We start from the raw sequence: 12,643 nt of genomic DNA on the forward strand, positions 1-12,643 counted from the left end.
GGCCTTCATCCGGGTCCTGGTTCACGCGACGCTTGCTCAGTCGAACACGGGAGGCTGAGATGGACCGGGTACTGCTGGCCGACTTTCTCCGGGCACGCCGGGAGGCGTTGCAGCCGGAGGATGTCGGGCTTCCCCGTGGCTCCCGGGGTCGTACCGGTGGGCTGCGGCGCGAGGAGGTAGCCGCGCTGGCCGGTGTGTCGGTCGTCGCAGCGCTGCTGGAGGCCAGCCCCGAGTTCGCCGAGCTCTGGCGGTCGCACGAGGTGGACGTCACCCACCATGAGGACCTCAAGCGTTACCGGCATCGTGAGCTGGGCGAGCTGGAGCTGTACTGCCAGCGACTGGATGACGCTCTGGACCCCGACTGCTGCCGGCGTCGCGGCCGGCATCCGGGCCGGACCGCGCATAGGGCCCGGCGGCTTCCACGTTCTCGGCGGCCCAGTTCCCGAGGCTGCCCTGCCCAGGGCCGCCCTCGCTACCCATCATGCGTGGGTGCACCGCACCCACGCACGCTACGGCGGTGTCATCCTCGGCCCGCCGCGCTGAACCCGAGGGCGGCGCGGGTCCTCGGCCGGCCGGCTCACGTACGGAACCAGCGTGGTCATCCGCCCCGAAAGGCAAGCAGGACCAGCGGATCCGCAATCGCGCCACCGAAGTCGTCCTCGTTGCCGGAGTGGCCCTCTCGGGCAGGCGGCCCGAGGCTCCGCAGACCCAGCCCTTGCACGCACCCATGCAAATACCTGGCCAGCCACGTAACCGATGCCGCGTTTCATGTGGCCAGCCACATGACCAGTGCCACCAGATCAACCCATCCAAGGAGACAGCAGTCATGAAGGCCATCGTTTTCGACACGTTCGGCGGCACCGAGGTCCTGCACGAGGTGGAGACCGAGATCCCCCAGCCCGGCCCCGGCCAGGTTCGTATCCGCGTCCGGGCGGTCGGCGTCAACCCGGTGGACGGCAAGATCCGCTCCGGGAACATGGAGGCCATCTTCCCGACCACGCTGCCCGCCGTTCCCGGCGGAGAGATCGCCGGGGTCGTCGACGCTCTGGGCGAGGGCGTCGACCGGCTGAAGGTGGGCGACGAGGTACTGGGCTGGTCCGACACCGGCTCCTACGCCCAGTACGCGCTGGCCACCGAGGCCGTCCTCGCCCTCAAGCCGGCGGGTCTGGACTGGACGCACGCGGCCGCGCTGCCGGTGGCGAGCGACGGCGCCGAGCGGGTGTTGGACCTGCTCGGCGTCAAGGCCGGCGAGACTTTGCTGATCCACGGGGCGTCCGGCGCGCTCGGCACCGTCGCCGTCCAGCTCGCCGTCGCCCGCGGCGCCCGCGTGATCGGCACCGCCGGCCCGGCCAACCAGGAGTATGTGACCTCGCTCGGCGCCACCGCGCTGATCTACGGCGAGAACCTGGTCGAGCGGGTCCGCGCGGTCGCCCCGCAGGGCGTGGACGCCGTGTTCGACGCCGCGGGCAAGGGCGCGCTGGAGGACTCCATCACCCTGCGCGGCGGCACCGACCGGATCGTCACCACCGCCGACTTCCGGGCCCGCGAACTCGGCGTCGTCTTCGCCGAGGGTCCGCAGCGACGCTCGGCCGCCCGACTGGCGGAACTCGCCGAACAGGCCGCCGCCGGCGCGCTGGTGACCACGGTCGGCGCGACCTATCCGCTCGCCGACGCGGCCAAGGCGCAGCAGGCCAGCGACGCCGGCCACAGCCGCGGAAAGCTCGTCCTCACCGTCGGCTGACTCCCTCTCGCGCGAGCCGGCCCTTGCGTCTGCGGGGGTCGGCCCCGCAGGCCGTCCGCGACCAGCCGGCCGGCCCGTGTCCGCACGCCCCCCGTCGTGCGTCCAGACCGCACCCTCCCGTATCCCTCCCGCACCGGAGGTCCCGCATGACTCCTGAGATGCCTCCCGTTTGTGGTCCTGCGACGTCCAGGCCGAACTCCACGTCTGGGCCGGTGGTTTCCCACCTCTTCGACGCCGCCGCCCCCGCTGCCGCCCTCTCGACAGCGCCCTTACCACCCACTTTGCCTGGGTGCGCCGCACCCAGGGCAGCTGATTCTCCAGGCACCCCCCGGTCCCGGTGTCCGTGACACGCCTACGAGCGGGGGCCGGAGCATTCTTCCGACCGAACTCTGAGAACGGACTTCTCATGACCATGGCCTATCTGGCGCAGCCCGAGCAGCAGCAGAGACTCGAATGGCTCGACGGGGGAACGTTCTCCGTGCTGCTCGGCAAGGAAGCCACCGAGGGCAAACTGACCGTGGGCCGCTTCGACGTCGCCAAGGGCGAAGCGCCCCCGTTCCACCTGCACACCCGCGAGGACGAGGTGTTCATGCTGATCAAGGGCACGGCCCTGGTGTGGTCCGGGGAGGAGGAACACGAACTGCGCGAAGGCGGGATCGTGTACCTGCCCCGCAACGTCCCCCACGCCTACCGCATCACCTCCGACCGCGCCGACCTGCTGATGATCACCACCCCCGGCGGCATCGAGGGCATGTTCCGCCACGCCGGACGCGACCTCACCACCCCGCGTCCCGATGGCTTCGAGATCCCCAAGTCCCTCCTGGCGGAAGCATCCGAACTCTACGGCGGCGTCATCCTCGGCCCGCCGCGCTGAACAGCTCACGGACCCGAGTGCCCGTGCCGGAACCGCCGTCACCCTGGCTACCGACCGGTCTCGAAGGCACTGCCTCCGAGGCGACGGCGGGCCCGTTCCCCTTCCCGCTCCCGGCCACCGCGGCCGGCGCCGCGCGGACGCGACAGGTCACCCTCGTCCCGGCGGTCAGCTCTCCGCCGCCGCGTCCGCCGGCGGTGCCGGCCAAGGCTGTGGCGACCTTGGACCGACTGGCCGGCTCCCGGGTCCAGCTCGGCCTGGGTGCCGGCGCCTTCTGGGAAGCCGTCGAGGCCATGGGCGGCTCCCGTCGCACACCAAAGGAGGCCGTCGACGCACGTGAAGAGGCGACCACCGTCATCCGGGCCATGTGGAGTGTGGCGAGCGCAGTGTGCGGACGCACGGCGCGCACTACTCGCTCGCCGGCGTCCACCCCGGCCCGCGCCGGCCCCCGTCCTGCGGCTGTGGCTGGGCTCGTACGGGTCCCGCATGCCGGCGCTGACCGGCGCAAAGGCGGACGGCTCATGCGCCGCCGGAGTCGTACCCGCGGTCCGCGAAGCCCTCGCACAGAAGACGTGAAAACCACCTCCACGCGACGAAACGCCGCTCCCCGACGGATTCGAGAGCATCACCGTCACAGCGAACGGCACCCGGCTGCATGCCGTGGTCGGCGGGTCCGGCGGGAGAGCGACTTCCTTACCTGGTGGTTCGACTGGTTGTCCGCCGTACCCGGGACTTTCCCGCAGGAAGAGGTCGCCACCGTCGCCTCCTCCTACCGCGGATACGAGGCACTGCGTGCCGGCTTCGCGCACTACCGCACCCTCCTCGAGGACGGCCGCGTCAACCGGGCCTGGCACGAAACCGGAGGAACCCTTCCCATGCCCGTACTCGCCGTCGGCGGCGAGCACAGCACACGCGCCCGACTCGCCGACAGTCTGAACACGGTCGCGCCGCGGCTGACCGGTGCCGTGATTGCGGGCAGTGGCCACTTCGTGCCCGAGGAATGTCCCAATGCCTTCGCCGGCGAGCTTCTCCCCTTCCTATCCGCCCCGCCCCGGCCCGCCGGGCGCGTCTGAGGAGACACATGGCCAGGCCGCCGACCGGTTCGAGGGAAAGGCCGACAGCGGAGGAGCGACGTAACGGAGTCCTACCAGTGGCGCGCTCGCGAGCCGGGTCCGTACGACCGCGGGACGGGCCCGTACGGCAGCCTGACCGCATGCCGTACGGGCCCGCCCCCAGGGCCGCTACGCGCCGTCGTACGCCGCCTGCAGCGCGGCGATGTCGAGCTTGCCCATCTTCATCATCGCGTCGGTGGCCCGCTTGGCCTTCTGCGGGTCCGAGCCGGTCACCATGTCGAGGAACGCGCTGGGGACGACCTGCCAGGACACCCCGAACTTGTCCTTCACCCAGCCGCAGGGGCCCTCCTCGCCGCCCTCGGAGAGCCTGCTCCAGTAGTAGTCCACCTCGTCCTGGTCCGCGCAGTGCACCTGGAAGGAGATGGCCTCGCTGAAGGTGAACTGCGGCCCGCCGTTGAGCCCCACGAACTTCTGTCCGTTGACCTCGAACTCGACGGTCAACACGGATCCCTCAGCGCCGCCGGGCTCGGCCCCGGTGTAGTGCGCGATCCGTCCGAGCCTGGAGTTCTTGAAGATCGAGATGTAGTGCTGCGCCGCCTCTTCGGCGTTGCCGTCGAACCACAGGCATGTGGTGAATCCGTCGGTGGCCATCGATTCCTCCTGTGCTGGGGAGCGTTTACCCCTATCGACCGCTACCGCGCCGAGAACTCATCGGTCCTCGGCCGACCGATTTTCCGTGAGGTAGTGGTGGAGCCGGTAGCCGGCGGGGGTGCGGGCGGCCGGGGGCAGGACGCCCGGGTCGACGTAGTTGCGGATCTGCTGGGTGGAGAGACACCCGCGATCCGGGCCGGATCGACGGGGCGCAGCGCGGCGTCCGCAGGGCTCACGGTTCGTCACCTTCCCGGCAAGGGTTCGCGGGCGAGTTGAAGGTCAGCGCGACGCTGTCCCACCATATCCAGCGGATGTGGGGTGGAAATCCGCGAAAAGTCTCAACCGCTGTTTCAATGAAACACTTGAAGGCATGGATGTCAGCGAAATCAAGGTCCGTGGCGCCAGGGAGAACAATCTCCAGGGCGTGAGTGTGGACATTCCCAAGCGAAGCCTTACGGTCTTCACCGGCGTCTCCGGCTCCGGTAAGTCCTCGCTCGTCTTCGACACGATCGCCGCGGAGTCGAGGCGGCTGATCAATGAGACCTATACGGCGTTCGTCCAGAACTTCATGCCGACGCTCGGCCGTCCGGACGTCGACTCGCTGCGGAATCTGAGCGCGGCGATCATCGTGGACCAGGAGCCGATGGGCTCCAACTCCCGTTCCACGGTGGGCACCGCCACCGACGCCCACACTCTGCTGCGGATCCTGTTCAGCCGGATCGGCAGTCCTTATGTCGGTCCTCCCCTCGCCTTCAGCTTCAACACGGCCGAGGGCATGTGTCCGCGGTGCGAGGGGCTCGGCAGGGTCACCGACATCGATATCGCCCAACTCATCGACAGGGAGAAGTCGTTGAAGGAGGGGGCGATCACCGTCCCCGGATTCGAGGTGGACAGCTGGCACTGGCAGGTTATGGCGGCCTCCGGCCTTTTCGACCCCGATATCAGGCTCCGGGACTACTCCCCCGCCCAGTGGGAGGACTTCCTCCACAAACCGGCCACCAAGATCAAGGCGGGGAAGAACAACCTCACCTACGAGGGGCTGGTGACCAAGGTCCGCCGGCTGTACCTCGCGAAGGACCGGGAGACGATGCAGCCGCGGATGCGCGCGTTCGCCGACCGGGCCATGGCCCTGACCGAGTGCGCAGAGTGTGAGGGCGCCCGGCTGTGCGAGGCCGTCCGGTCCTGCCGGATCGACGGCCGCTCCATCACGGAGTGCTCGGCCCTGCAGATCAGCGATCTGGCGGAGTTCGTGCGCGGGATCCGGCACGATTCCGTCGGACCGGTGCTGGAGAGCCTGCGGGCGCTTCTCGACTCACTGGTCGAGATCGGCCTGGGCTATCTGAGCCTGGACCGGGAGTCCTCCACCCTGTCCGGTGGCGAGGCCCAGCGGGTGCGGATGGTCCGGCATCTGGGCTCCAGTCTGACCGATGTCACCTATGTCTTCGACGAGCCCACGGTGGGCCTGCATCCGCATGACATCGAGCGCATGAACCGTCTGCTGCTCCAGCTGCGGGACAAGGGCAACACGGTGCTGGTCGTGGAACACAAACCGGAGACCATCCGGATCGCGGACCATGTGGTGGATCTGGGGCCCGGCGCGGGGGCGGCGGGCGGGCGGATCTGCTACCAGGGCGATCTGGCCGGGCTGCGCGCCTCCGGCACCCTGACCGGGCGCCATCTGGACCACCGGGTGCGGCTGCGGGAGACGGTGCGGCAGCCCAGTGGGCAGCTGCCGGTCCGGGGCGCGCGGCTGCACAATCTGCGGGATGTGAGCGTCGACATCCCCCTCGGTGTGCTCACCGTCGTCACCGGTGTCGCCGGATCGGGCAAGAGTTCCCTGATCCATGGGTCGCTGTCCGGACGGGAGGAGGTGATCGTCGCCGACCAGTCGGCCATCCGTGGCTCCCGCCGCAGCAACCCGGCCACCTATACGGGGCTCCTCGATCCGATCCGGGCGGCGTTCGCCAAGGCCAACCACGTCAAACCGGGTCTGTTCAGCGCCAATTCCGAGGGTGCCTGCCCCCGGTGCAAGGGCATCGGGCTGATCTACACCGATCTCGCGATGATGGCCGAGGTGGCCTCGGTGTGCGAGGACTGCGAGGGCAAGCGGTTCCGGCCCGAGGTGCTGACGTACCGGCTGCGCGGGCGGAACATCGGCGATGTCCTGGGCATGTCGGTGGCCGAGGCGCGGGAGTTCTTCACTGACGGTCAGGCCCGGCTGATCCTGGACCGGCTGGGCGCGGTGGGGCTGGGCTATCTGGGGCTCGGCCAGCCGCTCACCACGCTCTCCGGGGGTGAGCGCCAGCGGCTGAAGCTGGCCATCCATATGGCGCGGAGCGGCACGACGTACGTCCTGGACGAGCCGACCACCGGACTGCATCTCGCCGATGTGGACCAGCTGCTCGCGCTGCTCGACCGCCTTGTCGACGCGGGCAACACGGTCGTCGTCATCGAGCACCACCAGGCCGTGATGGCCCATGCGGACTGGATCATCGACATGGGTCCGGGGGCGGGCCATGACGGCGGTCAGGTGGTGTTCACCGGCACCCCCGCCGACCTCGTGGACACCGGCGGCTCCCTCACCGCCGTCCACTTGCGCGACTACGTCAAGCGGGCGTGAACCCCCTCGCCCCGGTGGTCCTGTCCCGTCCCGGGCCGAGGGCTCGGGACGGGACCACCGGGGCGCCCTCGCCGCCTCAGGCGGCGGGCGGGGGTGCGGGAGCGCCCGCGGGCGGCGGGATCTTGGCGTACGCGGCCGTGGTGGTACCCGCCTCGGCGGGCGCCGTCACGCTCTCGCGCGGCATCAGGGCGTCGCGCGCCGCGCCCGGGTCCCAGCCGGTGTCGACCACCCGCTTCTGCACCAGGATCGCGCCTCCGAGAACGGCGAGGCCGAGCAGCACGATGATGACGAGTCCGGCGGCGCCACCGGCCTTGCCCGCGTTGCCGATGAGCGCACCGAACCAGCCGAAGTCGGCGTCGCCGAAGGTGGTGTTCTGATCGCCGAACGCGCCGAGCACCTTGAGCAGCAGGGCGGGGAGGAAGGTGATGAGCAGCCCGTTGAGGAACGCCCCCACCGCCGCGCCGCGCCGGCCGCCGGTCGCGTTGCCGTAGACCCCGGCCGCGCCGCCGGTGAAGAAGTGCGGCACCAGACCGGGCAGCACCAGGGCGAGGCCGAAGGCCGGATTGAAGATCCAGGTGAGCAGGGCCAGGCCGATCAGGCCGCCGGTGAAGCTGGAGATGAAGCCGATCAGCACCGCGTTCTGCGCGTACGGGAAGACGATGGGCGCGTCCAGTGCGGGCAGGGCGCCGGGGACGACCTTCTGCCCGATCCCCTGGAAGGCGGGGACGAGCTCGCCGAGGATCGTACGGACACCGAAGAGGATCACCGCGACCGCGATGCCGAACTGCAGCCCCTGCATCACGGACTGCATCAGGTAGTTCCCGGTGCCGGTGGCCACCGTGCCGGTGCCCGTGGCGAAGGCCTTGAAGGCGGTCTTCTGCCCCTCCTTGACGAGCAGGAGGACGGCCATGACCAGGTAGATCAGCAGCATCGACAGGGCGGTGGCCACCATCGAGTCGCGCAGGAACCGCAGCCCCTCGGGGAGCTTCATCTCCTCGGTGGAGCGGCTGCGCTTGCCGACCACCCGTCCGGTCGCGCCCGCCACGATGTATCCGGCCGTGCCGAAGTGGCCGATGGCGACGGTGTCGCTGCCGGTGACGCGCTTGGTCCAGGGGTGGGCGAAGGCTGGCATCGCGACCAGCATGATGCCCAGCAGCACACCGCCGACGGCCACCACGGCGACGGTCGAGCGGCCGCCGCCCGCCAGGACCACGGTGAGCAGCGTGGCCATGAAGAGCATGTGGTGCCCGGTCAGGAAGACATAGCGGAGCGGGGTGAACCGGGCCAGCAGCAGGCTGACCACGAAGCCCAGGATCATCAGCCAGGCGACCCGTGAGCCGAACTGGTCCTGAGCGATGCCGACGATGGCCTCGTTGGTGGGGATGACGCCGTGGGCGCCGGTGACGCCCTGGATCATGGTCCCCAGCGGGTCGAGGGAGGCGGTGACCAGCCCCGCTCCCGCGCCGATCAGCAGAAAGCCGAGGGTCGCCTTGATGGCGCCGCCGATGATCTGCCCGGTGCTCTTCTTCATCGCGATGAGTCCGACGGCGGTGATGATCCCGATCAGATACGCGGGCTCGCTCAGAATCTCATTGACGAGAAACGTGGCAAGGGTGACGAACCAGCCCATGGTGCTTCCTCTGTCCCCGTCGTTCAGACGTCGTACGTGTCCCGGAGCACCGCGTCCACCTCGGCGGTGCTGGTGAAGTCCTGGACGACCTTCACGGGCCGTCCCACATCCCCGAGGGTCCTGGCGATCTCACGTGAGGTGAGCAGGGCCACGGCCTCGGACGCCTTGCCCTTCGCGGAGATGGTGTCCGTGGCCTCCACGGTGACGAACCTGGACCACCCCCAGCGGTCCAGCACCTGCTCCAGGGTGTTCTTGAGGAACAGGCTGGTGCCCACGCCGTTGCCACAGACCGTGAGGATCTTGTGCAGCGAGACCGCACGGGGCTCGGAGGCGGAGGGCGGCTCGGGGGTGGTGGAGGCTTCGGGAGCGGTGGACGCCTCGGGGGCGCCGGTCGGCCCGGACTTCTCGGAGCCGTCCTTCGGCCGCTCTCCCGCCAGCACGGCGTGCAGCGCCTTCGGGGTGGGCGCCTCCGCCAGGGCGGCGGCGGTGGCGGGGTCTCCCAGAAGCCGCGCCAGGCTCCCCATCGCCGAGGTGTGCGCGGCGGAGTCCTTGGCGGCCAGGGCGACGACAAGGGTGACGGGGTCGTTGGACTCATGCCCGAATTCCACGGGCTCGGCGAGCCGGACCCAGGACATCCCGGTCCTGAGCACCGCCGGGGACGGCCGGGAGTGGGCGAACGCCACCCCCGGGGCGATGACGATGTACGGCCCGTTCTCCTCGACGTTGGCGACCATCTCGTCGGTGTACTCGTCGGTGGCGGCGCCGGTTTCCACCATGAGCCGGCCGGCCGCGCCTATCGCCTCACGCCAGTCGGCCGCCCGCACGTCGAGCCGGACGGCTTCGACGGGCAGCAGGTCTTTCAGGTCTTCCATGCAGGTCATCATGCCTGACATGCCTCTGTCACACAGCCCCGGGGGCAGATCCGGAACAACAGCCTCCGTATCGTCCGGCAAGCATACGAACACCAGAGCCGCGAGTGCCTCGCACCCCCCTGCGGCCACCAGGGCGCCCGGCAGCGACCAGGTGGCGAGCGGACCGGCGAAGGCCGCGCCCGCCGCGAAGCCGGTGATCTTGAGGCTGGCGCCGGTGGTGAAGACCTGGCCGCGCAGCCGCTCGGGCGCCTCCCGGTGGCGCACCGCGAACAGGGCCGTGAGCTGGGGGCCCTCGGCGGCCCCGGCGAGCAGCATGGCGGCGATCAGCGCGACCGGGTGGCCGGTGGCCGCGAGCAGGGGCGCGAGGGCGAGGAGCAGGGCTCCGCCGAGGAGTACGGTGTCCGGACGCGGCGGGCGGGGGCGGCGGGCGAGGACCGCGTTGGCCACAAGGGCCGAGGCAGCGGTGGCGGACAGCAGCAGGGCGCCGCGGTCGGCGCCGCCGAGCACGGCCGCGCCGAGGAGCGGACAGCAGATGAGCAGCGCGCCCTGGCCGACACAGGAGACGACAGAGGTGGCGGTGGCCCGGGCCAGGGGCCGGTTGCGGCCGATGGCGCGCACCCCGGCGGTGAGGTCGGCGACGACCGACGTGGCCGGTGGCGGGGCCGGGCCGGGCCGCGGCGGCGCGGGGAGCGCCCAGGCGGCGGGCAGCGCGAGGCCGATCAGGGCGATGGACACCGCCACGGCGGCGGGTGCCCCGGCCGTTCCCGCGACGGTCCCGGCGAGTGCGGGCCCCACCAGCGCGGCGAGGCTGAAGGTCATCGCGTCGAGCGCGTTGGCCCGGGGCAGGGCCCGCGGCGGTGCCACCCGCGGCAGCTGGGAGGTCCATCCGCCGGACAGGGCCGGTCCCAGCAGCCCCGCGCCCACCGCGAGAAGAACCGTGAGGGCGAACGGCAGCCGCCCCAGGCCCAGGAGGATCGCGGCCAGCGCCCCCGCGTAGAGGGCGAGTGCCGCGGCCAGCAGCCGGCCCGGCCGGGCGGAGCGGTCGAGCAGCACCCCGAAGAGCGGTCCGCCGACCGCCGCCGCGACCATGACGCCCGCCAGCAGCGACGAGCCCGAGGAGGCCGAACCGGTGAGCGCCGGTCCGGCCAGCAGTAGCGCGGGCCCGGACATCTCGTCCCCCGCGCGGGCGGCGGCCGCCCCGCCCAGATAGCACTCCATCGCGTAACGCCCTGGCATGCGGATCACGTTACGGAGGTAACGTAAATGTTCGCCAGGTGCGTTACATTGGCGTGGTGTCGCCCCTCTCGAACGACGACCGGTCCACCCGGCTTTCGGTGCGGGACACCGCCCGGCGCACCGCCGCCCTCGTCAACGCCCTGACGGCGGAGCCGAGCCCTGCCCCCCACACGATCGCCGGGATCCTGCTCGACCACGGTGAACCCGGCCCGGTCGAGCTCACCGCCGGCGATGTCGCGGGCATGCGCACCGCCGCGCTGCGGCTGCGCGAGGTGTTCGCCGCCGAGCATGTCGACGAAGCCGCCGAAGTGCTGAACCGGCTGCTGCGGGAGGGCACGGGTCCGCTCCGGCTCAGCTCGCACGACGGCCGTTCGCCCTGGCATCCGCATCTGGACAGCGATGACGAGGCGCCCTGGGGCGAGTGGTTCCTCGCCTCCTCGTGCATGGCGCTGACCGTGCTGATCTGGGACGGTCAGCGCCCGCCCGGCGGCCTGTGCTCCTCCTCCAGCTGCGGCGATGTCTTCCTCACCGTGGGCAGCGGACCGGAGCGCCGCTACTGCTCACGCCGGTGCGCGACCCGTGAGCGGGTGGCCGCCCACCGGCGCGCCAAGGCCGGGCCCCGATCCCCGTAAAAGACCCGGGGCGGCACCGGGCGGGTCAGCCGGTGTGCATCGCGTACGGCAGGTCCCCCCGCGTCGGGTCCTGGGCATGCCGGGCCCGCCGTCCGGTACGGGAGCCGAGCCAGCCGAGCAGAAACCCGGCGGGAATGGTGATCAGGCCCGGGTTGCGGAGCGGGAACCAGTGGAAGTCGCGCTCGGGGAAGACCGCGAGCGGGTTGCCGGAGATCGCCGGGAGAAGGCCATCGTCACGGCGGTGAGGAGGAGTCCGCCGTACAGCGCCCAGCGCAGTCCGTTCACCGTGAAGCCGCGCCACAGGGTGCCGTAGAGCACGATCGGCAGCAGGGCCGAGGCGGCGGCCGCGAAGGTGAAGGAGATCAGGACCTGCCGGTTCCAGCGCTGGGTCACGATGGCGAGGACGACGGCCACGACGCCGACGACCACGATGGCCGTCCGGGCGTCGGCCAGCTCCCGGTTCGCCGAGAGCCTGCCCTTGAAGACGACCTTGGCCAGGACGTCATGGGCGAGGGAGGCCGCGGCGGCCAGGGTGAGTCCGGCGACCGCCGCCAGGGTGGTGGCGACGACCGCGCAGGCCACCACGGAGAAGAGCCGTACTGGCGGCCGGACTGCCAGAAGCCGTCGCCGTAGCCGCTGGCGTCGGCCGCGGCGTCGAAGAGGGTGAACGGGTTCCAGGAGAAGCGCTTCAGCACCAGGGCGGCCAGCAGGACGAACGCGGCGAGCAGCAGCACCGTCTTGAGGATCTGGATGAATCCGGTGCCCTTCATCCCGCCGAGGGCGGCGTAGCAGACCATGAGCGAGCCGATGAAGACGGTGCAGCCGGTGACCGCGCCGCTTCCCGGGATGCCGAGCAGCACGATGGCGTGGGCGGTGCCCTCCGCCGTATGCCAGACCGTACGAAGTCCCGCGCACACCGCGGCGGGATGCGGCGCCCGGGACGAGGCGTCGGTGTCCTCCAGCGCCACGACCGCGTAACGCCCCCGCTCGGGCAGGCCGAGGACCTCCTCCGCCTCGGGGAAGTCGCTCACCCGGGCGGTGCCGTCGAGCAGGGCCGCGACGATGATCCGGTAGCGGTTCTCCCGGTGCCAGGAGAGCTGCCGCTCGACCTCCTGATACGCCGTGGCGACGAGGGTGCAGTGCTCATCGACGAAGTTCCATACGTCGGCGGCGACATGGACCAGCGACTGGTCGCCCAGCGGGTCCTCCTTCGAGGCGGTCTCCAGGAGCTGCTCCCATACGACGGTGCAGCCGATGCGATACGCGTGCAGCAGCGCGTCCAGCGGAAATCCCTGGGCAGCCCGGTCGGTGCCGATC

At 71.0% G+C, this 12,643-nt stretch carries 10 protein-coding genes and 3 pseudogenes; 7 read left to right on the top strand and 6 right to left on the bottom strand.

The genetic code is table 11. The features are described 5' to 3' along the window. Positions 1–59 precede the first annotated feature (59 nt). The 5 genes and pseudogenes from AS97_RS46795 to AS97_RS46805 all read left to right on the top strand — a co-directional run. Positions 60–200 (top strand): annotated as a pseudogene (locus AS97_RS46795) (transcriptional regulator); the annotation flags it as partial. Continuing rightward, a complete protein-coding gene (locus AS97_RS46800; RefSeq protein ID WP_349017634.1) occupies positions 195–830 on the top strand; it encodes a hypothetical protein in 636 nt (211 codons plus the stop codon). The pseudogene AS97_RS46795 and the gene AS97_RS46800, both read left to right, overlap by 6 nt. Continuing rightward, a complete protein-coding gene (locus AS97_RS03000) occupies positions 827–1,741 on the top strand; it encodes an NADP-dependent oxidoreductase (protein ID WP_059148300.1) in 915 nt (304 codons plus the stop codon). The genes AS97_RS46800 and AS97_RS03000 overlap by 4 nt, the downstream gene beginning before the upstream one ends. Positions 1,742–2,147: 406 nt before the next feature. Continuing rightward, complete coding sequence (locus tag AS97_RS03005) at positions 2,148–2,615, top strand: cupin domain-containing protein (protein WP_059148301.1); 468 nt, start codon at positions 2,148–2,150, stop codon at positions 2,613–2,615. Positions 2,616–3,325: 710 nt separating this feature from the next. Continuing rightward, the gene (locus tag AS97_RS46805; RefSeq protein ID WP_247204208.1) at positions 3,326–3,685 is read left to right on the top strand and encodes an alpha/beta hydrolase; all 360 of its coding nucleotides are present in this window, start codon (positions 3,326–3,328) and stop codon (positions 3,683–3,685) included. 168 nt (positions 3,686–3,853) lie between these two features. Here the strand turns inward: AS97_RS46805 and AS97_RS03015 are convergent, their stop codons facing one another. Continuing rightward, positions 3,854–4,336, bottom strand: coding sequence for a VOC family protein (locus tag AS97_RS03015; RefSeq protein ID WP_210564284.1), 483 nt, complete (start codon positions 4,334–4,336; stop codon positions 3,854–3,856). 99 nt (positions 4,337–4,435) lie between these two features. Next, positions 4,436–4,572 (bottom strand): annotated as a pseudogene (locus tag AS97_RS46810) (MerR family DNA-binding transcriptional regulator); the annotation flags it as partial. A gap of 134 nt (positions 4,573–4,706) precedes the next feature. Between AS97_RS46810 and AS97_RS03020 the strand changes: the two are divergent. Then, entirely contained in the window at positions 4,707–6,956 is a 2,250-nt protein-coding gene (locus AS97_RS03020) for an excinuclease ABC subunit UvrA (RefSeq protein WP_059148305.1), read from the top strand. A 76-nt stretch (positions 6,957–7,032) separates the two neighbouring features. Here AS97_RS03020 and AS97_RS03025 read toward each other — a convergent pair whose 3' ends face one another. The 3 genes and pseudogenes from AS97_RS03025 to AS97_RS03035 all read right to left on the bottom strand — a co-directional run. Then, complete coding sequence (locus AS97_RS03025) at positions 7,033–8,586, bottom strand: PTS ascorbate transporter subunit IIC (RefSeq protein ID WP_086708361.1); 1,554 nt, start codon at positions 8,584–8,586, stop codon at positions 7,033–7,035. Between the two features lie 23 nt (positions 8,587–8,609). After that, entirely contained in the window at positions 8,610–9,458 is an 849-nt protein-coding gene (locus AS97_RS03030; protein ID WP_210567122.1) for a PTS sugar transporter subunit IIA, read from the bottom strand. Positions 9,459–9,545: 87 nt separating this feature from the next. Then, a pseudogene (locus AS97_RS03035) lies at positions 9,546–10,676 on the bottom strand (MFS transporter); the annotation flags it as partial. Between the two features lie 74 nt (positions 10,677–10,750). Here AS97_RS03035 and AS97_RS03040 point away from each other — a divergent pair. Continuing rightward, a complete protein-coding gene (locus tag AS97_RS03040) occupies positions 10,751–11,326 on the top strand; it encodes a CGNR zinc finger domain-containing protein (RefSeq protein WP_247204209.1) in 576 nt (191 codons plus the stop codon). 141 nt (positions 11,327–11,467) lie between these two features. Here the strand turns inward: AS97_RS03040 and AS97_RS48900 are convergent, their stop codons facing one another. Continuing rightward, positions 11,468–12,241, bottom strand: a complete 774-nt coding sequence (locus tag AS97_RS48900) for a hypothetical protein (protein ID WP_312847022.1) — start codon at positions 12,239–12,241, stop codon at positions 11,468–11,470. Positions 12,242–12,643 lie beyond the last annotated feature (402 nt).

Origin of the sequence: Streptomyces sp. AgN23 (assembly GCF_001598115.1) — a bacterium.
GTDB lineage: Bacteria > Actinomycetota > Actinomycetes > Streptomycetales > Streptomycetaceae > Streptomyces > Streptomyces antimycoticus.